This window comes from Variovorax davisae (genome assembly GCF_030316845.1).
In the GTDB taxonomy this organism is placed as follows: Bacteria; Pseudomonadota; Gammaproteobacteria; order Burkholderiales; family Burkholderiaceae_C; genus Variovorax; species Variovorax davisae.
In genome coordinates this window covers 324,215-347,568 of the sequence record NZ_JASZYS010000007.1, presented here as the reverse complement: position 1 = coordinate 347,568, position 23,354 = coordinate 324,215, and the positions used below count along the sequence as shown (strand labels likewise).

General features: G+C 70.1%; 29 protein-coding genes. 9 read left to right on the top strand and 20 right to left on the bottom strand.

Going from position 1 to position 23,354, the window contains the following annotated elements; all coding sequences use genetic code 11:
- Positions 1-30 precede the first annotated feature (30 nt).
- The 8 genes from tcuB to QTI33_RS18645 form a co-directional block, all read right to left on the bottom strand.
- The gene (gene tcuB / locus QTI33_RS18680; RefSeq protein WP_286507700.1) at positions 31-1,215 is read right to left on the bottom strand and encodes a tricarballylate utilization 4Fe-4S protein TcuB; all 1,185 of its coding nucleotides are present in this window, start codon (positions 1,213-1,215) and stop codon (positions 31-33) included.
- On the bottom strand, positions 1,202-2,608 hold the full coding sequence (gene tcuA, locus QTI33_RS18675; protein ID WP_286507699.1) for an FAD-dependent tricarballylate dehydrogenase TcuA: 1,407 nt from the start codon (positions 2,606-2,608) through the stop codon (positions 1,202-1,204). Before tcuA ends, tcuB begins: the two co-directional genes overlap by 14 nt.
- Positions 2,609-2,686: 78 nt before the next feature.
- On the bottom strand, positions 2,687-3,613 hold the full coding sequence (locus QTI33_RS18670; protein WP_286507698.1) for a LysR family transcriptional regulator: 927 nt from the start codon (positions 3,611-3,613) through the stop codon (positions 2,687-2,689).
- 7 nt (positions 3,614-3,620) lie between these two features.
- Entirely contained in the window at positions 3,621-4,427 is an 807-nt protein-coding gene (locus QTI33_RS18665; protein WP_286507697.1) for a substrate-binding domain-containing protein, read from the bottom strand.
- Positions 4,428-4,539: 112 nt separating this feature from the next.
- A complete protein-coding gene (locus tag QTI33_RS18660) occupies positions 4,540-5,322 on the bottom strand; it encodes a 3-hydroxybutyrate dehydrogenase (RefSeq protein WP_286507696.1) in 783 nt (260 codons plus the stop codon).
- A gap of 99 nt (positions 5,323-5,421) precedes the next feature.
- Complete coding sequence (locus QTI33_RS18655) at positions 5,422-6,630, bottom strand: patatin-like phospholipase family protein (RefSeq protein WP_286507695.1); 1,209 nt, start codon at positions 6,628-6,630, stop codon at positions 5,422-5,424.
- A 52-nt stretch (positions 6,631-6,682) separates the two neighbouring features.
- The gene (locus tag QTI33_RS18650; RefSeq protein WP_286507694.1) at positions 6,683-7,276 is read right to left on the bottom strand and encodes an ATP-dependent Clp protease proteolytic subunit; all 594 of its coding nucleotides are present in this window, start codon (positions 7,274-7,276) and stop codon (positions 6,683-6,685) included.
- Between the two features lie 12 nt (positions 7,277-7,288).
- Entirely contained in the window at positions 7,289-7,738 is a 450-nt protein-coding gene (locus tag QTI33_RS18645) for a CHRD domain-containing protein (RefSeq protein ID WP_286507692.1), read from the bottom strand.
- 108 nt (positions 7,739-7,846) lie between these two features.
- Between QTI33_RS18645 and QTI33_RS18640 the strand changes: the two genes are divergently transcribed.
- A complete protein-coding gene (locus tag QTI33_RS18640; protein WP_286507691.1) occupies positions 7,847-8,392 on the top strand; it encodes a DUF924 family protein in 546 nt (181 codons plus the stop codon).
- Between the two features lie 15 nt (positions 8,393-8,407).
- Here the strand turns inward: QTI33_RS18640 and QTI33_RS18635 are convergent, their stop codons facing one another.
- Positions 8,408-9,340: a YihY/virulence factor BrkB family protein gene (locus QTI33_RS18635; RefSeq protein ID WP_286507690.1), complete on the bottom strand. Its 933-nt coding sequence runs from the start codon at positions 9,338-9,340 to the stop codon at positions 8,408-8,410.
- 84 nt (positions 9,341-9,424) lie between these two features.
- Here QTI33_RS18635 and QTI33_RS18630 point away from each other — a divergent pair, with 84 nt between their 5' ends.
- The 5 genes from QTI33_RS18630 to QTI33_RS18610 all read left to right on the top strand — a co-directional run bounded on the left by QTI33_RS18630 (position 9,425) and on the right by QTI33_RS18610 (position 12,381).
- Positions 9,425-10,015: a chromate transporter gene (locus tag QTI33_RS18630; protein ID WP_286507688.1), complete on the top strand. Its 591-nt coding sequence runs from the start codon at positions 9,425-9,427 to the stop codon at positions 10,013-10,015.
- Positions 10,012-10,611 (top strand): chromate transporter, encoded by a 600-nt coding sequence (locus QTI33_RS18625; protein WP_286507687.1) that lies wholly within the window; start codon positions 10,012-10,014, stop codon positions 10,609-10,611. Before QTI33_RS18630 ends, QTI33_RS18625 begins: the two co-directional genes overlap by 4 nt.
- Before the next feature lie 24 nt (positions 10,612-10,635).
- Positions 10,636-11,610 (top strand): aldo/keto reductase, encoded by a 975-nt coding sequence (locus tag QTI33_RS18620; protein ID WP_286507686.1) that lies wholly within the window; start codon positions 10,636-10,638, stop codon positions 11,608-11,610.
- A gap of 92 nt (positions 11,611-11,702) precedes the next feature.
- The gene (locus QTI33_RS18615) at positions 11,703-11,873 is read left to right on the top strand and encodes a hypothetical protein (protein WP_286507685.1); all 171 of its coding nucleotides are present in this window, start codon (positions 11,703-11,705) and stop codon (positions 11,871-11,873) included.
- A 34-nt stretch (positions 11,874-11,907) separates the two neighbouring features.
- Positions 11,908-12,381 (top strand): DUF3237 domain-containing protein, encoded by a 474-nt coding sequence (locus QTI33_RS18610; RefSeq protein ID WP_286507683.1) that lies wholly within the window; start codon positions 11,908-11,910, stop codon positions 12,379-12,381.
- On the opposite strand, the gene rlmB is transcribed toward QTI33_RS18610, so the two are convergent.
- From rlmB to QTI33_RS18595, 3 genes are read right to left on the bottom strand one after another with little or no spacing between them, the layout of a single operon-like run.
- Complete coding sequence (gene rlmB / locus QTI33_RS18605) at positions 12,378-13,124, bottom strand: 23S rRNA (guanosine(2251)-2'-O)-methyltransferase RlmB (RefSeq protein WP_286507682.1); 747 nt, start codon at positions 13,122-13,124, stop codon at positions 12,378-12,380. The genes QTI33_RS18610 and rlmB overlap by 4 nt on opposite strands.
- A gap of 7 nt (positions 13,125-13,131) precedes the next feature.
- Positions 13,132-13,314: a hypothetical protein gene (locus QTI33_RS18600; RefSeq protein WP_286507681.1), complete on the bottom strand. Its 183-nt coding sequence runs from the start codon at positions 13,312-13,314 to the stop codon at positions 13,132-13,134.
- A 14-nt stretch (positions 13,315-13,328) separates the two neighbouring features.
- The gene (locus QTI33_RS18595) at positions 13,329-14,039 is read right to left on the bottom strand and encodes an ABC transporter ATP-binding protein (RefSeq protein ID WP_286507680.1); all 711 of its coding nucleotides are present in this window, start codon (positions 14,037-14,039) and stop codon (positions 13,329-13,331) included.
- Here QTI33_RS18595 and QTI33_RS18590 point away from each other — a divergent pair.
- Complete coding sequence (locus tag QTI33_RS18590) at positions 14,038-14,706, top strand: arylesterase (protein WP_286507679.1); 669 nt, start codon at positions 14,038-14,040, stop codon at positions 14,704-14,706. The genes QTI33_RS18595 and QTI33_RS18590 overlap by 2 nt on opposite strands.
- Positions 14,707-14,801: 95 nt before the next feature.
- Here the strand turns inward: QTI33_RS18590 and QTI33_RS18585 are convergent, their stop codons facing one another.
- Both QTI33_RS18585 and QTI33_RS18580 read right to left on the bottom strand, forming a co-directional pair.
- Positions 14,802-15,005 (bottom strand): hypothetical protein, encoded by a 204-nt coding sequence (locus QTI33_RS18585; protein WP_286507677.1) that lies wholly within the window; start codon positions 15,003-15,005, stop codon positions 14,802-14,804.
- Positions 15,006-15,073: 68 nt separating this feature from the next.
- Positions 15,074-16,267, bottom strand: a complete 1,194-nt coding sequence (locus QTI33_RS18580) for a PLP-dependent transferase (protein WP_286507676.1) — start codon at positions 16,265-16,267, stop codon at positions 15,074-15,076.
- Positions 16,268-16,273: 6 nt separating this feature from the next.
- On the opposite strand from QTI33_RS18580, the gene QTI33_RS18575 reads away from it, so the two are divergent.
- Positions 16,274-17,218 (top strand): helix-turn-helix domain-containing protein, encoded by a 945-nt coding sequence (locus tag QTI33_RS18575; RefSeq protein ID WP_286507674.1) that lies wholly within the window; start codon positions 16,274-16,276, stop codon positions 17,216-17,218.
- Positions 17,205-17,642: a VOC family protein gene (locus tag QTI33_RS18570; RefSeq protein WP_286507673.1), complete on the top strand. Its 438-nt coding sequence runs from the start codon at positions 17,205-17,207 to the stop codon at positions 17,640-17,642. The genes QTI33_RS18575 and QTI33_RS18570 overlap by 14 nt, the downstream gene beginning before the upstream one ends.
- A 10-nt stretch (positions 17,643-17,652) precedes the next feature.
- On the opposite strand, the gene QTI33_RS18565 is transcribed toward QTI33_RS18570, so the two are convergent.
- The 6 genes from QTI33_RS18565 to hflK form a co-directional block, all read right to left on the bottom strand.
- Complete coding sequence (locus QTI33_RS18565; protein ID WP_286507755.1) at positions 17,653-18,177, bottom strand: phosphoribosyltransferase; 525 nt, start codon at positions 18,175-18,177, stop codon at positions 17,653-17,655.
- Between the two features lie 29 nt (positions 18,178-18,206).
- A complete protein-coding gene (locus QTI33_RS18560) occupies positions 18,207-19,538 on the bottom strand; it encodes an adenylosuccinate synthase (protein WP_286507672.1) in 1,332 nt (443 codons plus the stop codon).
- Positions 19,539-19,559: 21 nt separating this feature from the next.
- Positions 19,560-20,723, bottom strand: coding sequence for an ATP phosphoribosyltransferase regulatory subunit (locus QTI33_RS18555; protein WP_286507669.1), 1,164 nt, complete (start codon positions 20,721-20,723; stop codon positions 19,560-19,562).
- Between the two features lie 131 nt (positions 20,724-20,854).
- Entirely contained in the window at positions 20,855-21,043 is a 189-nt protein-coding gene (locus QTI33_RS18550) for a DUF2065 domain-containing protein (protein ID WP_286507667.1), read from the bottom strand.
- A gap of 15 nt (positions 21,044-21,058) precedes the next feature.
- On the bottom strand, positions 21,059-21,961 hold the full coding sequence (hflC, locus tag QTI33_RS18545; protein WP_286507666.1) for a protease modulator HflC: 903 nt from the start codon (positions 21,959-21,961) through the stop codon (positions 21,059-21,061).
- Positions 21,962-21,974: 13 nt separating this feature from the next.
- Complete coding sequence (gene hflK / locus QTI33_RS18540) at positions 21,975-23,312, bottom strand: FtsH protease activity modulator HflK (RefSeq protein WP_286507665.1); 1,338 nt, start codon at positions 23,310-23,312, stop codon at positions 21,975-21,977.
- Positions 23,313-23,354: the final 42 nt, after the last annotated feature.

Here is a 23,354-nt window from a genome sequence, read left to right as displayed (position 1 = left end):
GGTTCTCCTGGGATGGTTGGGGGTCGGGGGTCAATCGGCACCGAGGCCGATCGGATTCGGCCGCCGCTTCTCGACCGCATGGCGCAGCAGCGCCGCGGTGCGGAAGATGCCGTGCGCGAACTTGCCGTAGGGCAGCGTGGCGAACAGCGCCATCACCGCGCCCAGATGCAGGCACAGCAGCAGCGCCAGGGCCGGCGTACCGCGCCCGAGCCACAGCGCCAGTCCGCTCGCGCTGGTGAGGAACAGCAAGGCGATGAAGCCCAGGTCCATCGGCTTCTGCGCCGCATCGCCCTGCAGCGGATGGCGCCGGCGGTTGAGCCGCCAGAGCCCCGCCGTGCCGACCATCAGGCTGACGCCACCGACCAAGCCGAGCAGCTTGGGCAGGCTCGGCAGGTCGTAGGGCGCATGCCAGCCGAACAGGTAGTGGTAGAGCGTCGCGACGCTGGTGGCGGCGAAGCACAGCAGGAAGCCGTAGAAGGTGAAGTGATGGAAGCGCCGGCGCGACAGCGTGTAGGCATCGTCCGCGTCGTGGCAGCCTTCGCCGTGGCCGCCGTCGAGGTACTTCAGGCGCAGCACGGCGTGGGTGGCTTCGGCCGCGGCCGGCGCGTTCAACGGCGCGCCGCTGGTGGCCGGCGTCAGCTCGCGCCAGAAGCGCGTGACGCCCTTGCCCAGTGCGAACACCACGAACAGGAACACCGGCGCGAACAGGCCGACCAGCAGGTTGTGCGGGAAGAGGCGGTAGAAGTTGCCCTCCAGCCGGCCGCCCCACAGCGTGCCGTTGAGCGCCACCGCCAGCATCAGGAACAGCGCCAGCCCCGCCGCGAGCGCCGCCGACAGCGTCAAGCCGTTGCGCTGGTACAGCCGCCCCAAAGCCGGCGGCCACGCATAGTCGACATAGGTTTGCCCGCGCACCTCGGCCATCGCGCGCGGCACGTTGACCGCGAACGCGTGCGGCGGCGCGTACTGGCAGGCATGCAGGCAGGCGCCGCAGTTGTGGCACAGGTTGGCGAGGTAGTGGATGTCGGCCTGGCCGAACTCGAGCCGGCGCGTCATCGCCGGAAACACGGCACAGAAGCCCTCGCAATAGCGGCAGGCATTGCAGATCTGCATCTGGCGGCCGACCTCGGCCTCGGGCGCGCTCAGGATCGGTATCACCCGCGGTCCGCCGCCGGCGAGGGCCACGGCCTCCCGGGCCAGCGCATCAAGCGGCTGCATGGATCGTTTCCTTCATGGCGGCCAGGGCCGCCTGGGTGCCGGCGATGCGGCCGAACGCGGTGCCGATCGCCATCCCCACGCCGGCGGTGTAGCCCTGGCCGAGGACATTGCCGGCCATCATCTCGCCGGCGACGAACAGGTTCGGGCTCGGCCGGCCGCCGAAGTGCACGGCGGCCTGGTCGTTCACCCTCAGCCCCAGGTAGGTGAAGGTGACGCCGGGCCGCAGCGCATAGCCGTAAAAGGGCGGCGCGTCGATCGGACGCGCCCAGTGGGTCTTGGCCGGCGCCAGGCCTTCGGTGCGGCAGTCGTCGAGCGTGGTGTGGTCGAAGCTGCCGACCCGGCAGGCCGCGTTGTAGGCGGCGATGGTGTCGACGAAGGGTGCTTCCGGCAGGCCCAGCTGGCGCGCCAGCTCGGGCAGGCTGTCGGCCACCGTGCCCGGGAACACCGGCGGCATGAAGCGGCCGATCGCCTTGCGGTCGATGATCGACCAGCCGATCTGGCCCGGCTGCTGCGCCACCAGCCGGCCCCAGATCGCATAGCGCTTGGGCCAGAAGTCCTCGCCCTCGTCGTAGAAGCGCTGCGCATCGCGGTTGACGACGACGCCGAGCGACACGCAGTCGATGCGGGTGCAGATGCCGCCGTCGTAGAGCGGTGCCCGGGCATCGATCGCCACCATGTGGGCCTGCGTCGGATCGCCGGTGGCGTCGGCACCGGCGTCGATCATGGCCTTGAGCAGCACGCCCTCGTTGAAGCGGGTGCCGCGGATCAGGAAGTTCTCGGCCGGCCGCTCGCCGCGCGCGTTCACGCCCCAGGCCTCGATGAGCCACTCGCGGTTGGACTCGAAGCCGCCCGCCGCCAGCACGCAGCTGCGCGCCGCGATGCGCTCGCCGCCGGCCGTGCGGGCGGCCACGAAGCGATCGCCGTCGAGTTCGACCGAGACGATCGGCGTGTCGTAGCGAACCTGCACCCCCAGCCGCTCGACGCTGCGGAAGTAGGCATTGACGAGCGCCTTGCCGCCGCCCATGAAGAAGGCGTTGGTGCGTGCCACGTGGAGCGCGCCGGACAGCGGCGGCTGGAAGTGCACGCCATGCCGCCGCATCCAGTCGCGGCAGGACGCGGAAGCGCGGATCGCGATGCGGGCCAGATGCTCGTCGGTCTGGCCGCCGGTCACCTTGAGCAGGTCCTGCCAGTACTCTTCCTCGGGATAGGCCTCGACCAGCACGTCCTGCGGCGCGTCGTGCATGCAGCGCAGGTTGCGCGTGTGCTGGGAGTTGCCGCCGCGCCATTCGCGCGGCGAGGCCTCGACCAGCAGCACGCTGGCGCCGGCCTCGCGCGCCATCAGCGCGGCGCACAGCGCGGCATTGCCGCCGCCGACGACCAGGACATCGATCATTTCAGTTGTCTCCTCGTGAGGAGCTCGACTCTAGGCAGCCATGGCGCCGCGCGACAGTGCGCGCGGCGCAAGGGGTCTTCAGTTTTCGTGAAGGGTGGCGCCGGCCCAGCGCCCTTCGCGCACCAGCCCGCGCGCGACGTCGGCCAGCACCACGCGAGCGGCCAGCGCGGCGGGCGAGAGTTCGTCGTCCGACAGGCTCGCCAGCAGGTTGCGGCGGCCGACCTGCGCATCGGCGATGCGCACCTGCGCGAGGCGCTCGTCGGCCAGCCGCGCGGTCGCCGCACCCGGCTGGATGGTGGCGCCCTCCCCGGCCCGCACCGCGTCCATCAGCATCGCCAGGCCGTCGATCTCGGCCACCACCCGCGGCGCCACCCGCGCCCGCGCGAAGGCCGCCTCCAGCGTGGCGCGCAGCCCGTGCGAGGCGCTCGGCATGATCAGCGGCAGTTCGCCCAGGCGCGCCAGGCGCACCTGGCGTCCGGTCGGCAGGCCGGGCAGGTCGACGCGGCCGATGACGAACAGCTTTTCGTCGAGCAGCGGCAGCACGCTCCAGCGCCGCGCCACGTCGGTCTGGAACAGCACGGCCAGGTCGAGCTGGCGCGCATTGAGCATCGCCCCGAGGTGCCCCGACAGCGACTCCACCAGGTGCAGCCGGACCTCCGGATAGCGCTCCCGCATGGCCTGCATCAAGGGCACGCCGAGCACCGAGGCGGTGGTCGGCGGCAGCCCGATGCTGACGTGGCCCGACAGCCGCGCCTGCTGCGCGGCCCGCACCGCTTCATCGGCATGCCGCAGCGTGAGCTGCGCCTGCTGCAGGAAGGCCAGCCCGGCGTCGGTCGGCGTCACGCCGGTCGAGCTGCGCTGCAGCAGGCGGGTCGACAGCTCGCTCTCGAGCCGGCTGATCTGCTGGCTCAGGGCCGAAGTCGCGAGGTCGAGTTCGAGCGCGGCGCGCCCCATGCTGCGCAACTCGCAGATCTTGACGAAATAACGCAGCTGCCTCAGCTCCATGACGGCATCAGCGGGCGGTCAGCGGCTCGAGGCCGGTCTTGGCGATGGTCGGCGCGGCGGCCGGCGAATTCAGGTAGCGGATCAGCTCGCGCGCCGCATCGGGCTGCTTCGACGCGGTCGCAACGCCGGCCGAGAACACCGTCACGCGCTGCACTTCCGCCGGCAGCGGACCGACATAGTCGATGCCTTCGATCGGCAGCAACTCGCTCACCTGCTGAAGCCCGAGCGCCGCCTCGCCGCGCGCGACCACGGTGCCGACGCGTTCGCTCAGGATGCGCTTGCTCTTGGGCTTGACCTGGGCCTCGATGCCCAGGTTCTTCAGCAGTTCGGTCTCGTAGTAGGTGCCGCTGGCGCTGGCCGAATAGGCGATCGAGGGGGCGGCGATCAAGGTGCGCTTCAGCGCCTCCACCGAACCGATGTCGGGCTTGGGCGCGCCCTTCTTGACGGCGAAGCCGATGCTGGAGCGCACCAGGTCGACCTCGCTGCCGGGCATCACCTGGCCCTGCGCGACCAGCGCATCGAGCGCCGGCCGCGCCAGGATCACGACGTCGGCCGGCTCCCCGCGCGCCAGCCGGCTCGGGATCGAGTCGTCGGCATTGCCCATCGACGCACCGTAGGCCGTCTTCACGGCGCGGCCGCTCGCCTTCTCGAAGCCGGGGCGCAAGTCGTTGTAGGCCGCGGTGAAGCCGCCGGAGGTCATCACGTGGATGTCGCTCGCCGCGGGCCGGGTGCCGACGGCACCGCAGCCCGCCAGCACCAGTGCAGCGGCGATGAGGGCCGTGCGCCGGCCGAGGTGGTGAAGAGATGTCGTCATGGAGCCAGGGTCTCCGTGTCGGGCGAAGCGCCGGAGGCGCTCCTCGCCACATCCTAGGCCCCCAAGCTGTCAGCCAGCCGGCACGCGACTCAGGGTAAGTACGGTGCCACGCTCACTGCATGAACCAGCCGTGGCTCACCACCAGCGACTGGCCGGTCAGCGCATTGGTCGGGAAGGCGGCGAACATCAGCGCCACGCGCGCGACGTCGTCGGTGGTGGTGAACTCGCCGTCCACCGTCTCCTTGAGCATCACGTTCTTGATCACCTGCTCCTCGGTGATGCCGAGCGTCTTCGCCTGCTCGGGGATCTGCTTCTCGACCAGCGGGGTGCGCACGAAGCCCGGGCAGATCACGTTGGCGCGCACGTTGTGCTTGGCGCCTTCCTTGGCCACGGTCTTGGCCAGCCCGATCAGGCCGTGCTTGGCGGTCACGTAGGGCGCCTTCAGCAGCGAGGCTTCCTTCGAATGCACCGAGCCCATGTAGATCACGCTGCCGCCGCGGCCCTGGGCGTACATGTGCTTGAGGCAGGCCTTGGTGGTCAGGAAGGCGCCGTCGAGGTGGATCGCCAGCATCTTCTTCCAGTCCGCGAAGCTGAACTCCTCGACCGGATGCACGATCTGGATGCCGGCGTTGCTGATCAGGATGTCGATGCCGCCGAAGGCCTTGGCCGCCTCTTCGACCGCCGCGTCGACCTGCGCCTCGCTGGTGACGTCGACGCCGACCCCGATGGCCTCGGCGCCGCCCGCCTTGAGTTCCGCGGCGGTGGCGTCCGCCGCCTGCTTGTTGAGGTCGGCGATCACGATCTTCGCGCCTTCCTGCGCGAAGACCAGCGCGATCTCCTTGCCGATACCGCTGGCCGAGCCGGTGATGAAAGCGACCTTGTCCTTGAGCTGCATGGGATTTCCTTGAAGTGATGAGGTTGAGGGATCTGCGTGCAATCTGCGTGCCCGTGGCGCAGAGCCTGCGCGGCCAGGCTTAAGGCAGCCTGATCGCGTTCAGCGCGCCGCCGGCACCTGCGGCAGCGCCATCGGATGGCGCACCCGGCGGGCGTTCGGCTCGGTCAGGTCGAAGGTGGTGACGCCATTCGGCAGCGAGGCGCTCTCCAGCCATTCGGGATGGTCCAGCGTGTTGCGGATGTCGCGCAGGCCGGCGTCCCAGTGCTCGTCGACCGAGGCGCGCGAGAACTCGTAGTCCTTGGAATCGAGTTCGTAGGGCTTGTCGCGGTAGATCAGGTGCACGATCTCGATCGGCTCGTGGTTCAGCTGGCCGCAGACGGCCTGGACGCTGGGGTCCTTCTGCAGCGCCGCGGGCAGCTTGCCGATCAGGTCGGCGATGGCCTGCTGCAGGTTCATGTTGGAAGCCAGGGCATCGGTGTTCATCCGCGTGCGGCTCGAATAGGTGATGTCCTTCTGGCGCTCCATGGTCTCGGCCAGGGTGCGCGGCATCGCGCCGCGGGCGCTGAAGAGGTCGACCTGCAGCACGATCAGGGTCTTGTTGCGCGGGTGCATGTCCAGCACGTACTGCAGCGGGGTGTTGGAGACGATGCCGCCGTCCCAGTAGTCCTCGCCGTCGATGTGCACCGGCGCGAAGCCGGGCGGCAGCGCGCCGCTGGCCATGATGTGCTCGGGGCCGATGCGCTGCACCGTGTTGTCGAAGTACAGCGAGTTGCCGGTGCGCACGTTGACGGCGCCGACGCTGAAGCGGGTCTCGCAGTGGTTGATGCGGTCGAAGTCGACCAGCCGCTCGAGTGTCGACTTGAGCGGCGAGGTGTCGTAGTAGCTCAAGAGCGGCGCCGAGCCGCCCATCAGCAGCGCGGGCGTGCGGCGCGGCTCGAAGAAGCCCGGCACGCCGAACATCGCGACCGCGGCGGCGCTCCACTGGTTGAGTGCCGCCCGGTCGCCGCCCCACCAGGCCGGCAGGCGCTGGGTCGGCCCCGACGACACCAGGTCCCAGAACTCGCGCAGCCGCTCCACCCGGCGCTCGGGCGGGTTGCCGGCGATCAGCGCCGCGTTGACCGCACCGATCGAGACGCCGGCCACCCAGTCGAGCGTCTTGTGCTTCTCGAACACGCCCGCATAGACGCCGGCCTGGTAGGCGCCCAGCGCGCCGCCGCCCTGCAGCACCAGTGCCTTGCGGGCGGTCGTGACATCGACCCGGGGGCGAGCGGAAGGCGTGGCGGCGCGAGGCTTCTTGATGGCGGTCATGGCGCCATTTGACACCATGCGCCAGCACTCGCCGCGTCGCGACGATGGACGACTAAGCGCGCAACTCGGTCTTGCGCTCCACGATGCGCGACACCAGCCCGTAGGCCACCGCCTCCTGGGCCGACAGCCAGCGATCGCGCTCGATGTCGACCAGCACCTCCTCCAGCGGCTTGCCGGTTTCGCGCGCGATCTCGTGGGCGATGCGCTCGCGTGCCTTGACGATCTCCTGCGCCTGGATGGCGATGTCGGTGGCCTGCCCGCCGGCGCCGCCGCTCGGCTGGTGGATCAGGAAGCGGGTGTTGGGCAGGCAGACGCGGCGCTCGCGCGGCGCCGCCAGGAACAGGTGCGTGGCGGCGCTGCCCACCCAGCCGGTGCCGATCATGTACACCGGCGCGCCGATGAAGCGGACGATGTCGTGGATCGCGTCGCCCGATTCCAGGTGGCCGCCGGGCGAGCTCACCAGGATGTCGATCGGCGCCTGGCTGTCGGCGTCGAGCGCGATCAGCCGGCGCGTGACGTCGGCGGCCACCGCATCACTGATGGCACCGAAGATCAGCAGCGTGCGCGACTTGAACGCCTTCTCTTCCAGGTAGGCGCTGCGCAGCTCGGGCGCGGCCGCAGGCTTGGTGTCGTCGTCCGTTTCCATGGGGGCTGCAGCTTACATCTTCGGCAGCATCTGGCCGCGGATCTCGCCACCCGGGTTGGCCGCGGTGTGGATATTGGCATACCACTTGCCGGCCATCAGATCGGCCGCCTGGGCCGCCGTCAAGGTGGCCTGGCCTTCGATCGGGCTGGCCGGCGATGCGAAGGGCAGCGCGACGGCGGCGTTCGCCCCCGCGGTGGCCGGCCCATGGAAATGGGCCGCGGTCGCGGGGCCGCTCAGGCCCTCGTAGGTGATCTTGTACTTGAGCACGTTGGTGTCCTTGTTGAGCCAGGCCTCGGCCATGCCGCTGCCGCGCGTCATGTTGGGCGGCACCTCGCTGGCCGCGTTCATGGCGCCGCTGAAGCTGGCGGTGCTGGACTTCGACATCATGCCGCAGCCGGCCAGGGCCGCGGTCGTGACGCCCGCGACCAGCGCCAGGCGCAAGAGTTGTCCGTATCGGGTCATGGCTGATCTCCATCTGGTTGTGACCCACCCAGCTTAGGCAGCACCGGGCCCGTGCGCTGTCGGCCACCGCCCCGACTTTGGCCTCTCCCGGATGGCATCATCCCGCCCATGACCGACCTTCCCTCCCCCGGCGCCGTCGCGGCCTTCTGGCGCGCGGCCGGCCCGCAGCGCTGGTTCGCGAAGAACGACGCCTTCGATGCCGATTTCAAGACCCGCTTCGAGGCCGCGCACCACCTGGCCGCCACCGGCGAACTCGACCACTGGGCGGCCGACGCCGAAGGCGCATTGGCGCTGCTGGTGCTGCTGGACCAGCTGCCGCGCAACGCCTGGCGCGGCAGCGGCCACATGTTCGCGACCGACGGCAAGGCGCTGGCGATCGCGCGGGCGGCGCTCGCGGCCGGCTTCGACCAGCAGGTCGAACCGGCGCTGCGGGCGTTTTTCTACCTGCCCTTCATGCACTCCGAGGCCTTGGCCGACCAGGAACGCTCGGTCGCGCTGAACCGCGCGCTCGACGCCAACACGCAGCGCTTCGCCGTGCTGCACCGCGACATCGTCGCGCGCTTCGGCCGCTTTCCTCATCGCAACCGGGCGCTGGGGCGCCAGAGCTCGCCCGAAGAGCAGCAGTTCCTGGACGAAGGCGGCTTCTCGGGCTGACCGCGCCGCAGGGGTCTAGCCGTCGGCGGACTCGCGCACCGCCGGCCGCGCCGCCTCTTCGGGCCGCATCGGCGAACGCCCGGGCGCCGGCCGGGGCACCCCCTTCAGCGAGCCGTGGGTGTGGGCATAGACCCAGGTGAACTCGACGCCCAGCAGGAAGATCTGGGCCGAGTAGTAGACCCACACCAGCACCACCACCAGCGAGCCGGCGGCGCCGTAGCCCGAGGCGACGCCGGTGGTGCCGATGTACAGGCCGATCAGGTACTTGCCGACCGTGAACAGCACCGCCGTCACTGCGGCCCCCACCCAGACGTCGCGCCACTGCACGCTGACCCGCGGCATGACCTTGTAGATCATCGCGAAGCCGACCGTCACGATCACGAAGCCGAAGGCCGAATTGACGTGCTGGGCCAGCGTGGCCCAGCCACCGAACAGCGGCGCCCACCATTCGCCCAGCGCCGCCAGCGCCGCATTGACCACCAGCGACACGATCAGCAGGAAGCCGATGCCCATGATCATGCTGAAGGAGAGCAGCCGCGTGCGCAGCAGCGACAGTACCCCGCCGCCCTCGTCCCGCACCGGCGCCCGCCAGATGCGGTCGAACGCGTCCTGCAGTTCACCGAAGACCGTGGTGGCGCCGACGACCACCAGGCCGAGGCCAGCCACGGTGGCGACCACGCCCTGGGTCGGCTTGTTGAGGGCTTCGAGCATCGACTGCACCGCCCGCGCGCCGTCGGCGCCCATCAGCCCCGAGAGCTGAACGAAGATCTCCCCGCGGGCCGCCTCCCGGCCGAACACCAGGCCGACCACGGAGATGACGATGAGGATCAGCGGCGCGACCGAGAACACCGTGTAGTAAGCCAGCGCGGCGCCCATGCTGGGGGCGTAGTCGGCCCGCCACGAGGCGACCGAATCCTTGCAGAGCTGGAAGAGCGAGCGTGCGTTCATGGGCGGGAGTTTGGCAGCAACTTGGGGCGCGGCACGTGGGACAGTGCGCCTCGGCGGCGGCACGGCCCACGATAATCGCCCCACATGGATCCGGCCTCTACACCTGCGCCAGCGGCGTCCGACCGCCCGCGCCCCCAATCCCCGCGCGACCTGTTCGTTTCCTGCACCTGGCTGGCCCTGCAGGGCTTCGGCGGCGTGCTGGCGATCGTCCAGCGCGAGATGGTCGAAAAGAAGCGCTGGCTCACCCCCGAGGAGTTCCTCGAGGACTGGGCCGTCGCCCAGGTGCTGCCGGGCCCCAACGTGATCAACCTGGCGCTGATGATCGGCGACCGCCACTTCGGCCTGCGCGGCGCGATCGCGGCGGTGGCCGGCATGCTGACGGTGCCGCTGGCCGTGATCCTGGCGCTGGCGGTGCTCTATGCCCACTACGCCGGCAACCCCCAGGTCGCGGGCGCGCTGCGCGGCATGGGCGCGGTCGCCGGCGGCCTGATCGCCGCCACAGGCATCAAGCTGATCCCCCAGTTGCGCCGGCACCCGCTCGGCTTCGCCGCCTGCCTGGTGCTGGTCGCCGTGGTCTTCGCCGCGATCGCCTTCGCCCGCATCCCGCTCGGCTGGGTGCTGCTGGTGGTCGGCGGCGCGGCCTGCACCTGGACCTGGCGAAAGATCGCGCCATGACCATCGTCATGCACTGGCAGGACTGGCTCGCGCTCTTCGCCCAGTACCTGATGCTCTCGCTGCTGTCGATCAGCGGCGCCATCACCACGGTGCCCGACATGCACCGCTTCCTGGTCAGCGACCACCGCTGGCTCACCGACGCCCAGTTCAGCTCCTCGGTCGCCATCGCCCAGGCCGCCCCGGGCCCCAACGTGCTGTTCGTGGCGCTGATGGGCTGGAACGTCGGGCTCAACGCCGGCGGCGGCATCGAAGCCGGCCCGCAGGCCTGGCTGCTGGGCCTGCTGGGCCTCGCGATCACCATGGTCGGCATCATGCTGCCGAGCACCACCCTGACCTACTTCGCCACCCGCTGGGGCCACCGCAACCGCAGCCGGCGCGGCGTGCGCGCCTTCAAGCAGGGCATGGCGCCGATCGTCATCGGCCTGCTGGTGGCCACCGGCTGGGTGCTGGCGGGCGGAAACCATGCTGGCAACGCGCCCGCCTGGCACCTGTGGCTGCTGACCGGCGCGGCCGCGTTTATCGTCTGGCGCACCCGCATCCACCTGCTGTGGCTGCTGGGCGCCGGGGCCCTGCTGGGCGCCCTGGGTTTCGTCTGACCTCCCTTTCAAGGTTTTTTCTTCATGCAACTCCGACCCCTCGGCCGCTCGGGCCTCCAGGTTTCGCCGCTGGCCTTCGGCGGCAACGTGTTCGGCTGGACCGTCGACGAAGCGCTGTCGTTCCGGCTGCTCGACGCCTGGCTCGACGCCGGCTTCAACTTCATCGACACCGCCGACGTCTATTCCAGCTGGGTGCCCGGCCACAGCGGCGGCGAGTCCGAGACGATCATCGGCAAGTGGCTGCGCCAGACCGGCAAGCGCAACCGCGTGGTGCTCGCGACCAAGCTCGGCAAGCCGATGGGCGAAGGCAAGAAGGGCCTGTCGCCGGCCTACATCCACGACGCCGTCGATGCCTCGCTGCGGCGCCTCCAGACCGATCACATCGACCTCTACCAATCGCACGACGACAACCCGGACACGCCGCTGGCCGACACCGCGCAAGCCTTCGCGGCGCTGATCAAGGCCGGCAAGGTGCGCGCGATCGGGGCCTCGAACTTCAGCGCCCCGCGGCTGGCCGAGGCGCTGGACGTGGCCGAGCAGCTGGGCCTGCCGCGCTACGAGAGCCTGCAGCCGCTGTACAACCTCTGCGACCGGGCGGTGTTCGAGGATGCGCTCGAGCCCCTGTGCCTCGCGCGCGGCGTCGGCGTGATCAATTTCTATGCGCTCGCCGCCGGCTTCCTGACCGGCAAGTACCGCAGCCCGGCGGACGCGGCCAAAAGCGCACGCGGCGGCAGCACCATCAAGAAGTACCTGAACCCGCGCGGACTGCGCATCCTCGACGCGCTCGACGCCGCCGCCAAGCACCATGGCGCGACCCCGGGCCAGGTGGCGATCGCCTGGCAGATCGCACGGCCGGCGGTCACGGCGCCGATCGCCAGCGCGAGTTCGCTGAAGCAGCTGGAGGAGCTGGTCGCGGCGGCCACGCTGCAGCTGGCGCCCGAGACGATCGCGGCGCTGGACGCGGCGAGCGCCGAGCCCGCCGCCACGGCCGGACGGTAGGCTCGTTCCGACACGGATTGGCGGCCGCGGCCGCCGCCGGCGGATGCGCGCGAAGGCAGACTGGGTCGATTCCCAGACCCGGAGCAACAACCATGTCCTTCGCCCTCTACATGTTCGGCTTCCTGATCTTCCTGGCCGGCGTCGGCTGGGCCGCCTCGGTGGCCGGCGTGCCGACGCTCTACATCGGCATCGGCGCCCTGATCCTGCTGGGGATCGGCATCTTCAGCGGCGTCGGCCGCACGCGCGGCAAGGACCCTTCCTGACCCTGGCGGCCGCCAGCCGCGCTACGCTCGCGGGATGAATCCCAACGACCCCCTCGCCCCGCCCACGCTCGCCCATTTCGCCGATCTCCGGGTGGAGGTCGGGCGGCCCGAAGTCCTGAGCCGCGGCCCGCGCGGCATGCGCCGGCTGGTGCCGATCACCGGCGGCGAAGCCCGCGGCGACGGCTGGACCGCCCGGGTGCTTCCGGGCGGCACCGATTTCCAGTGGATCGTCAGCGACACCCTGTCCGAACTCGATGCCCGCTACGGCCTCGAGACCGATGCCGGCGACCTGATCTACGTCCAGAACCATGCGGTTCGCGCGGCGCCGGCCGAGGTCATGGCCCGGCTGCTGCGCGGCGAGCCGGTCGACCCGGCGCAGGTCTATTTCCGCTGCCAGCCGCGCTTCGAGACCGCTTCGAAGGCGCTGGGCTGGATCAGCGAGCGCGTCTTCGTCGGCGTCGGGGTGCGGCATCCGGCCGAGGTGGTGATGCGCTTCTTCAGTCTTTAGCCCAGCCGCTGGCGCATCGCCTCGTACAGGCAGACACCGCTCGCCACCGACACGTTGAGGCTTTCGACGGCGCCCGCCATCGGGATGCTGATCAGCTCGTCGCAGGTCTTGCGCGTGAGCTGCCGCATGCCCTCGCCTTCGGCGCCGAGCACCAGCGCCAGCGGCCGCCGCAGGTCGCTCTGGTAGAGCGTGCCGGGCGCATCGTCGCTGGTGCCGACGCACCAGATGTTGCGCTCCTTGAGTTCGCCCAGGGTGCGCGCCAGGTTGGTCACCATGAAGTACGGCACCGTCTCGGCCGCGCCGCTCGCCACCTTGGCCACGGTGGCGTTGATGCCGGCGGCGTGGTCCTTCGGCGCGATCACCGCATGGGCCCCGGCGCCGTCGGCGACGCGCAGGCAGGCGCCCAGGTTGTGCGGGTCGGTGACGCCGTCGAGCACCAGCAGCAGCGGCACCGTGCCCGCGGCTTCCAGGCCCTCCAGCAGTTCGTCGAGCGAATGGGTCTGGGCGACCGGCTCGACCCGCGCCGCCACGCCCTGGTGGCCGTGGCTGCCGCTCAGCTTCGACAGGCGCAGGCCATCGGCCTCGACCAGCCGCACGCCGGCCTCCTGGGCCCGGGCGACGAACTGCCGCATGCGCGCATCGCGCCGGCTGGCATCGAACAGCACCTCGATCACCGATCGGGGCGCGGTCTTGATGCGCACGCCCACGGCATGGAAGCCGAAAATCACTTTGGGGGAAGACATGCGGGGATTATCGAGCCCCGGCGAGATAGAGCAGCAGGCACAGCAGCAACAGTCCGGCGGCGACCGCCGCCCAGCGGCCCCATCGGGACGGCTTGCGGGCCAGGGGCTCGGCCTGCGGCCCGCTGCGAGGCGCCAGCCCGCCGAAGGCGGTGTCGTCTTCCTCGTCGCTGTCTTTCGAAGGTCTGGGCATGGCTCTCCCGCAGTTCAGTTCCCTCCCTCGTCGAGCGCCACGCGCCCCGCCTCGATCGTGATTTTGCGCTCGCACTGGGCCGCGATGCCACGGTCGTGCGTGACCAGCACGAGGGTGGTGCCCAGCTCGCGGTTGAGGTCGAACATCAGCCGCATCACCTGCTCGCCGGTGGCGAAGTCGAGGCTGCCGGTGGGCTCGTCGGCCAGCAGCAGCGCCGGCTGGACCACGAAGGCCCGCGCCAGCGCCACCCGCTGCTGCTCGCCGCCCGACAGCACCTTGGGATAGTGCCCCAGGCGCTGGCCGAGGCCGACGCGGCCGAGCATCTCGGTGGCCGCCTTGCGGGCATCCTTGCGATCGGCCAGTTCAAGCGGCAACATCACGTTCTCGAGCGCGCTCAGGTTGCCGAGCAGCTGGAAACTCTGGAACACGAAGCCGACCTTCTGCGCCCGCAGGGCCGCACGCTCGTCCTCGTCGATCGCGAACAAGTCCTCGCCCCCGAGCTGCACGGTGCCGCGGGTGGGCGTGTCGAGGCCGGCGACGATCGACAGCAGCGTGCTCTTGCCGGAGCCCGAGGCGCCGACAATCGCAGCGGTCTCCCTGGCGCCCAGGGTGAAGTCGATGTCCTGCAGAATGTCCAGCGTTCCGGTGGAGTCGGTCACGGACTTGAAGACATGCTGGACGGCGACGATGGCGTCGGCTCGGCCATCGGATCGGATTGAGGACATGGAAAGGTTTCGCGTGGTGAATCGACGTCACTTTATCTTGAGCGCCGCGCTGGTCGCGAATGCAGGGTCATGGCCGGCCGCCGGCGCGCAGGCGGCAGCGGGCAAACCGCCTCTGATCCTGGTGGTCGGCGACTCGCTGTCGGCCGAGTACGGCCTCAAGCGCGGCGAAGGCTGGGTGCCGCTGCTCGACAGGCGGCTGGCCGAACAGAAGATCGCGGCTACGGTCGTCAACGCCAGCATCAGCGGCGACACCAGCGCCGGGGGCCGGGCCCGGCTGCCCAACCTGCTGTCGCAGCACCAGCCGACGCACGTGGTGCTCGAACTCGGCGCCAACGACGCCCTGCGCGGCCTGCCGCTGGCCGGCACCGAGGACAACCTGCTGCAGATGACCAAGGCCGCACAGGCCGCGGGCGCCCAGGTGCTGCTGGTCGGCATCCAGGTGCCGCCGAACTACGGCAGCGACTACACGCGCCGCTTCGAGGCCATCTTCGCCAAGGTGGCGGCGGCGACCAAGGCGCCCGTGGTTCCCTTCCTGCTGAAAGGCATCGCCGACGGGCCCGATGCGGCGGTGCTGTTCCAGGCCGACCGCATCCACCCGACCGCCGCCGCCCAGCCGCGCATGCTCGACAACGTCTGGCCGGTCTTGCGCAAGATGCTGCCGAAATAGCCGGCCGGCGGCCGGTTTCGGATCAGGCAAGCAAAAAGCCGCCGCGGCGCTGGGCCGCGGCGGCTTTTTCATTCGGGCGGGAGGTCCGGAACGGCTCAGCCGTTCTTGGTCGGCAGTTCGGGCACCGTCGGCGGATCGCGTTCCAGCGATGCGACATCGGTCTCCGGATCGCCGGGCGCCAGGCCGTCGCTGCTGGGCATGAGCTTGCGGTTGGCCTTTTCCCTCAGCTTGTCTTCCTTCTTTTTCTTCTTTGCCAGTTCTTTCTGGCGCTTTTCATAGCCGTAATTTGGTGTTGCCACTGCTTCTCCTTCACGAGACAGTCACGGTGACTGCACATGGCTTGACTGTACGCGATATCGCGGCGCTCTCAGAGTGCCGCCAGCGCCTGTTCCAGGTCGGCGCGCAGGTCGTCCACGTCTTCCAGACCGACCGAGAAGCGCACCAGCGTGCCCTTGTGGGGCCAGCGGGCGACCGCGGCGTCGCGCATCAGGCCGATGTCGTAGGGCACCACCAGGCTGATCGGCCCGCCCCACGAGTAGCCGAGCCGGAACAAGGCCAGGCTGTCGCAGAAGCGGTCGACCTGCTCGGTGCCGTAGCGGGCATCGAAGACCACCGAGAACAGGCCCGCCGCCAGGTCGCTCGCGCCGCACAGCCGCAGCCAGTGCGCATGGCCCGGCGAGCCCTCGAGCGCCGGATGCAGCACCTGCGCGATCTCGGGCCGGCCTTCGAGCCAGCGGGCGAGTTCGCGCGCGCTGCGGTCATGCGCCTCATAGCGCAGCGCCAGGCTCGGCAGCGAGCGCAGCACGGTCTCGACATCGCCCACGCCGATGCCGAAGCCCAGGCGCATGTGGCTCAGCTTGAGCGCGCGGTGCAGCCGCTCGTCGCGCGTGACCACGCTGCCCATCAGCACGTCGCCGCCCCCGCTCGGGTACTTGGTGAGCGCATGGACCGAGATGTCGACCCCCTGCCCCGTGCCGTTGAAATCGAAGGGCGCGAAGGCCAGGCCGGCGCCCCAGGTGTTGTCGAGCGCGGTGATCACGCCCCGGTCGCGGCAGGCACCGACCAGCGCGGGCAGGTCCGGAAACTCCATCGTGACCGAGCCGGCCGCCTCCACCCAGACCAGCTTGGTGCGTTCCGACAGCTTGGCCGCCAGGTCGGCGGGATTCATGGCGTCGTAGAGCCGGTGGCTGATGCCGAAATTGGCCAGCTCGCCATTCGCCAGCGCCTTGTTCGGGCCGTAGGCATTGTCCGGGATCAGCACCTCGTCGCCGGCCTTCAGGAGCGCGAACGAGACCAGCGAGATCGCCGCCAGCCCGCTGGGCACCAGCAGGCACTCGCTGCCGCCTTCGAGCGTGGCGAGCCGCTCCTCGAGCGTGAAGGTGGTCGGCGTGCCATGCAGGCCGTAGGTGTACCCGACCTTGGTCCGCCAGTCGCGCGCGCGCATCGCGGCGACGTCGGCGAAGAACACGGTCGACGCCTTGTAGACGCCCGGCTGGGGCGCCGCGAAATGGGCCGGGGGGCTGTAGGGATGGTGGATCAGGTCGGTGATGGGCTTGCGCATGCCTCCATGCTAGTCGACCGGATCGTGCGCACAATGGCCGGCATGCTGCTCACGCGCATTCCGCCGCCCTCGCTGCGCCTCGTGGTCCGCTCGATGTGGGCCAGCGAGCCCGGCCCCGCGGGCGCGCTCGCCCAGCTGGCGCCTCGGCGCGAACACGTGCTGCCGACTGGCGACATGCACCTGGTGTTCCGGCTGTCGGGCAGTCCGCTGCGGCTGTTTGCGGGCGCCGGCGACGGCACCGGCTGGACGATGGGCCATGCCATCGTGGGCGGCGCCCGTTCGGCCTTCTATGCCCGGGAGGTCGGGGGGCCGACCGCTTCGGTGGGCGCGCAGCTGTGCCCCGGCGCAGCCTGGGCACTGTTCGGCGTGCCCGCCTCGTCGCTGGCCGAACGGCACACGCCGCTCGACGCCCTCTGGGGCGCGGCCGCCGCCGAGGCGCTCGACCTGCTGCACGGCCTGCGCACGGCGCCGGCCCGGCTGGCCGCGTTCGAGGCCCTGCTCGTCCGGCGCCTGGCGCAACGCCCGCTGGCCCTGCACCCGGCGGTCGCCCAGGGCCTGCGCGGCGTGGCCGACGGCGTCCCGGTGGGCGAACTGGTGCGCGCCAGCGGCTACAGCCACCGGCATTTCGCGGCCCTCTTCAAGGAGGCCGCCGGGCTGGCGCCCAAGCGCCTGCAGCGCGTGCTGCGCTTCCAGCGCCTGCTGGCGACCGCACCCGGGAGCGTGCCCTGGGCCGAACTCGCCCTTGCGCTGGGCTACAGCGACCAGTCCCACTTCATCCGGGAGTTCGGCGACATCGCCGGCATGAGCCCCGAGGCCTATCGCCGGGCGGCGCCAAGCGCGCCGAACCACGTCCCCATCGACAGGTCAACTTCGTCCAAGACGTGGGGCACGGGCGGGATCAGAATCGCCCCCACACCGCTTCATCGAGGACCCCCGAATGACCGTCCATGAACTGTTCCCTTACCTCTGCGTGAAGGACACGGCCGCCGCCATCGCCTTCTACGGCGAGGTCTTCGGCGCCAGCGAGAAGTTCCGCCTGACCGAGCCCGGCGGCCGCATCGGCCATGCCGAACTGGATTTCGGCAGCACCACCGTGATGCTGTGCGACGAATTCCCGGAGTACGGCATCCGCAGCGCCACCACCCTGGGTGCCACGCCGGTCACGCTGCACCTGCACGTGGACGACGCGGATGCGCTGGTCGCGCGCGCCCTGAAGGCGGGCGCGACACTGGAAATGCCGCTGGAAGATCATTTCTACGGCGAACGCTCGGGCACCTTCCGCTGCCCGTTCGGCCACCGCTGGAACGTCGGGCACGCCATCGAAGCCGTGGCGCCCGAAGAAATGCAGCGGCGCTACACCGAAGAACTCAAGTGAGGCCGTGGCCTCAGACCGACCACTTCTCCAGCAGCTTCTCGACGCCGAGCGAGTCGTAGCCCTCGAAGGGCTGGTGGATCCAGGGATTGGTCTGCAGGAACTCGACCGAGTAGTCGGGCGTGAAGGTCGACAGCGCCTTGGTCCAGAGCACCGCGCTGCGCAGCTCGGTGATCGGCTTGTAGTTGCTCTTGAGCTGCTCCACCACGGCATGCAGCGTGTGGCCCGAATCCGCGAGGTCGTCCACCAGCAGCACCTTGCCGGCGATCTCGCCCTTGGGCGTGGTGATGAAGCGGGCGATGTCCAGGTGGCCCTGCACCGTGCCGGCATCGGCGCGGTAGGAGCTGGTCGACATGATCGCCAGCGGCTTGTCGAAGATCCGCGACAGCACGTCGCCGGGCCGCAGGCCCCCGCGCGCCAGGCACAGGATGGTGTCGAACTGCCAGCCCGACTGGTGCACCTTGATCGCGAGCTTCTCGATCAGGTTGTGGTACTCGTCGTAGCTCACGTAGAGGTGCTTGCCGTCTTCGGTCAACATGGTCATGGTGTTCCTGCGGGTGGTTGCGTTCAGTCGGCCAGGTAGGGATGGCGCATCATGATCGTGTGGTCGCGGTCGGGGCTGGTCGACACCATGTGGATCGGCACGCCCGTGACCTGCTCGATGCGCTGCAGGTAGAGCCGCGCATTGACCGGCAGCTTGTCGTACTGGGTGACGCCCACGGTGCTGTCGCTCCAGCCCTCGAGCGTCTCGTAGACCGGCGTGCAGCGCTCGATCTCGTCGGCGCCCATCGGCAGGATGTCGGTGTATTCGCCGTCGAGTTCGTAGCCGGTGCACAGCTTCAGTTCCTCCAAGCCGTCGAGCACGTCGAGCTTGGTGATGCACAGGCCGGAGAGGCCGTTGACCTGGGCCGAGCGCTTCAGCAGCGCGGCATCGAACCAGCCGCAGCGGCGGCTGCGCCCGGTGGTCACGCCCTTCTCGGCGCCGACGTTGCTCAGGTGCCAGCCGACGGTGCCGGGCTTCTCCCAGTCGAGCTCGGTCGGGAACGGGCCGCCGCCGACGCGCGTGCAGTAGGCCTTGGTGATGCCGAGCACGTAGTGCAGCATGCCGGGACCGACGCCCGAGCCGGCGGCCGCGTTGCCGGCCACGCAGTTGCTCGAGGTGACATACGGATAGGTGCCGTGGTCGACGTCGAGCAGCGTGCCTTGCGCGCCCTCGAACAGCAGGTTGGCGCCGGCGCGATGGGCGTCGTTGAGCTCGCGCGAGACGTCGGCCATCATCGGCTTGAGCAGCTCGGCGTGGCGCATCGCCTCGTCGTAGACCGTGTCGAAGTCGATCGCCGGCGCGCTCAGCACCTGGGTCAGCACGTGGTTGTGCAGGTCGAGCAGCACGCGCAGCTTGGTGGCGAAGCGCTCGGGGTGCTTCAGGTCCTGCACCCGCAGCGCGCGGCGCGCGATCTTGTCCTCGTAGGCCGGGCCGATGCCGCGGCCGGTGGTGCCGATCTTCTCGATGCCGCCCTTCTCGCGGTAGGCCTCGCGGGCGATGTCGAGCGCCGCATGGAACGGCAGGATCAGCGGGCACGCCTCGCTGACGCGCAGCCGCGAACGCACTTCGACCCCGGCCTTTTCGAGGCCTTCGATCTCCTCGAACAGCTTGGCCGCCGACACGACCACGCCGTTGCCGATGTAGCACTTGACGCCGGGCCGCATGATGCCGCTCGGGATCAGGTGCAGCGCCGTCTTGACGCCGTTGATGACCAGCGTGTGGCCGGCATTGTGGCCGCCCTGGAAGCGCACCACGCCCTGCGCGCTTTCGGTCAGCCAGTCGACCAGTTTGCCCTTGCCCTCGTCGCCCCATTGGGTGCCGACGACGACCACGTTTCGTCCGGTGGTAACGCTCATGATGTCTCGCTTCTCAAGATTTCAGATGGCTTGCACGCGCCATTGGCCGTCCTGCTGGACAAGCTCGCGGTCGCAATGGAATTCGTCCATTTCGCTGTCGTGGCCCGGCATCACGCAGACCACGGTCTCGCCCTCGCCGCGCAGCGCGGCGATGGCCTTGTTGAGGGCCTCGGCGTCGCTCCAGGGCGCGCGGATCGCGGCCCGCAGCGGCCGCGCCGGCAGCACTGCGACCAGCTCGCGCAGGTCGAGGCTGAAGCCGACCGCCGGACGGTTGCGGCCGAACACGGCCCCCACCTCGTCGTAGCGGCCGCCCCGCACCAGCGAATCGCTGGCGCCGTCGGTGTAGATGCCGAAGCGCATGCCGCTGTAGTAGGCATAGCCGCGCAGGTCGGCCAGGTCGAAGCTCACGCGCGCGCCTTCGAGGCGGGCGGCGAGCTGCTTCAGGTCGGCGAGCGCGGCGCGAATGCCGGGGGCGTCGGGCAGCACGCGGGCCGCTTCGTCGAGCACCGCGGCATCGCCATAGAGCTGGACCAGGGCCAGCAGGCCGTCGCGCGCTGGCGCGGGGAAGCCGGCCGTGAGCTCGCGCAGCGTGCTCGCGTCCTTGGCCGCCAGCGCCGCATGCACGCGCGCGATGGCGGCGGCATCGACCGGCACGCCGGCGAACAGGGCGCGCACGATGCGGGCATCGGCCAGGTCGACGATCACCGGCGCCTGGGCGCGACCGGTGACGCCGGCCGCCCGCAGGCAGTCGAGCGCCAGGCGCAGGATCTCGGTGTCGGCCTCGAGCCCGGCGTGGCCGTAGATCTCGGCGCCGAACTGCAGCGGCTCGCGCGTGGCATGGGGGCGGTCGGGCCGGGTGTGGACCACCGGGCCGCAGTAGCACAGCCGCGCCACGCCGGCCCGGTTCAGCAGGTGGGCGTCGATGCGGGCCACCTGCGGCGTGGTGTCGGCGCGCAGGCCCATGCTGCGGCCCGACAGCTGGTCGACCAGCTTGAAGGTCTGCAGGTCGAGCGCCTCGCCGGTACCGGACAGGAGGGATTCGAGATGCTCCAGCAGTGGCGGCATCACCAGCTCGTAGCCATAGCCACGGGCGGTATCGAGCAGCTGGCGTCGAAGTTCTTCGATGTGGCGCGCCTCGGAAGGCAGCACATCGGCAATGTGATCCGGAAGGACCCAGGCGGACATGGAGATCGGGGGCCGTGGTTAAACCGGGATTCTACCGGGAGCGCGAGAGGCCGGCGCCAGGCCGCCCCAAGGCGGCCTGGGCCCCTCGGGGGGCAGCGCCCCACGCGCAGCGGGGAAGCGTGGGGGCGACATCACCCCAGGAGCCAGAGCAGGAAGAGTCCCAGAAGAATGCTGCACAGGCCGAAGAAGCGCAGTTGCCCGTCGCGCAACTGCATCAGCTGGCTGAAGCCGCGCCGCCAGCTGCCGGGCGACAGGAACGGCAGCAGGCCCTCGATCACAAGGACCAGGGCCAGCGCGCTCCAGAAGGTGTCGCTGTCCACGCGGCGCAGCCGTCGTCAGCGACGCGGGGCGTTGCTGGTCGAGCCCGAGCCCTGCATGGCGCGGAAGAACTCCGACGAGGGGTCGAGCACCATCACGTCGCTCTTCTTGTTGAAGCTCTGCTTGTAGGCGTCCAGGCTGCGGTAGAACTGCGCGAACTGCGGATCGCGGCCGAAGGCCTCGGCGTAGATGCCGGCGGCGCGGCCGTCGCCCTCGCCCTTGATCTTCTGGGCGTCGCGGTAGGCGTTGGCGACGATCACCTCGCGCTGGCGGTCGGCGTCGGCGCGGATCTTCTCGCCCTCGGCGAAGCCGGTGGAGCGCAGTTCGTTGGCGACCCGCTTGCGCTCGGCCTCCATGCGGCGGTAGACCGACTCGGTGATGGCCTCGACATAGTCGACCCGGGTGATGCGGACGTCGACGATGTCCACGCCCCACGGCTTGTTGGCGCCCTTCACGACCGCCAGCACCTCGCGCTGGACGTCGGCCATCAGCGCATCGCGGCGGGTCGAGATCAGGTCGCGCACGGTGCGCTTGTTGATGTTTTCCTGGAAGGCGTTGCGCACCACCCGGTTGAGCTGCACCGCGCCGGCGTTCTCGTCGAGGCCGACGTTGCGGATGTACTCCGACGGGTTCGTAATGCGCCAGCGCACGTACCAGTCGATCACCACGCGCTGCTTCTCGGCCGTGAGCATGGGCTCGGGGTCGAGGCTGGACAAGGTCAGCAGCCGCTTGTCGATGTACGACACGTTCTGGAACGGCGGCGGCAGCTTGAAGTTGAGGCCGGGCTCGGTGATCACTTCCTTGATCTGGCCGAGCGCGTAGACCACGCCGAACTGGCGCTGGTCGACCACGAAGAGCGTGGAACTCAGCAGCGCGAGCGCCACCAGGACCGACGAGACGATGAATCCGATTCTGTTCATAGCTTTCTGGTCCTCAGCGCACGTCGCGGTCGCGTGAACGGCCGTCGCGGGCCCGGGCATCGCCGGCGGACGGGGCGACCGGAATCACCGAGGATTGCGGCGCGGCGGTGCCGGCGACGTTGGGGCTCGCGGCATCCGACGGCGTGCCGGCGGCATTGGCCGCGGTCTGCTGCATCAGCTTGTCGAGCGGCAGGTAGAGCAGGTTGGAGTTCTGCTTGGAGTCGACCAGGATCTTGCTGGTGCTGCTGTAGATCTGCTGCATGGCGTCGAGGTACATGCGGTCGCGCGTCACCTGCGGCGCCTTCTGGTATTCGGACAGCACCGAGCTGAAGCGCTGGGCATCGCCCTGCGCCTGGGCGACGATCCGCGCCTTGTAGGCTTCGGACTCTTCCTTCAGGCGCGAGCCGGTACCGGTGGCGCGGGGCACCACGTCGTTGGCGTAGGCCTGGGCCTCGTTCTTGGCGCGCTCGCGCTCCTGGCCGGCCTTGAGCACGTCGTCGAAGGACGCCTGCACCTGCTCGGGCGGGCGCACGCCGCCCTGCTGCAGGTTGATCGCCACGACCTCGACGCCGAGGTTGTACCGGTCGAGGATGGTCTGCATCAGGTTGCGCACCCGCGGCGCGATCTGGTCGCGCTCGTCGGCCAGCGCGGCGTCCATGCGCATCTTGCCGACCACTTCGCGCACCGCGGTCTCGGCCACCTGCACCACCGTGTCGGCGGGCGCCTTGCTCTCGAACAGGAAGGCGCGGGCGTCGTTCAGGCGGTACTGCACCGCGAACTTGATCTCGACGATGTTCTCGTCCTCGGTCAGCATGGCCGACTCGCGCAGGCCGGTCGAGCGCACGATGGTGTCGCGGCCGACGTCGACCGAGCGGATCTGCGAAGTGACGACGATCTCGTGGCGCTGGATCGGGTACGGCAGCCGCCAGTTGAAGCCGGCGCCCACGGTCGCCTTGTAGCGGCCGAACTGGGTGATCACGGCCTGCTGGCCTTCGTTGACGATGAAGAAGCCGGTGCCGAGCCAGATCAGGACCGCGACCACCGCGATCAGGCCGAGGCCGAAGCCCGCGTTCTTCATGTCGGGCCGCATGCCGCCGCCGTTGCCGCCCGGCGGCCGGTTGTCGCCGCCGCGCCCGCCGCCGAACAGGCCGCCGAGCTTGCGGTTGAAGTCGCGCCAGAGTTCGTCGAGGTCGGGCGGCCCCTGGTTCGGGCCCTGGCCCCGCGGCCGGTTGTTGTTGTTGCCGGGAGGCGGCGACGGCGGCTCGCCTTCGGGCCGGTTGGCCGTCGGACGATCGCCGTTGGACGAGGCGTCGTCACCCCGGCCCCAGCGGCCGTCGTTCAGATTGAACATGGCCGGGAACCGTCTCCACACTGGCTTTGAATTCATTCGAGT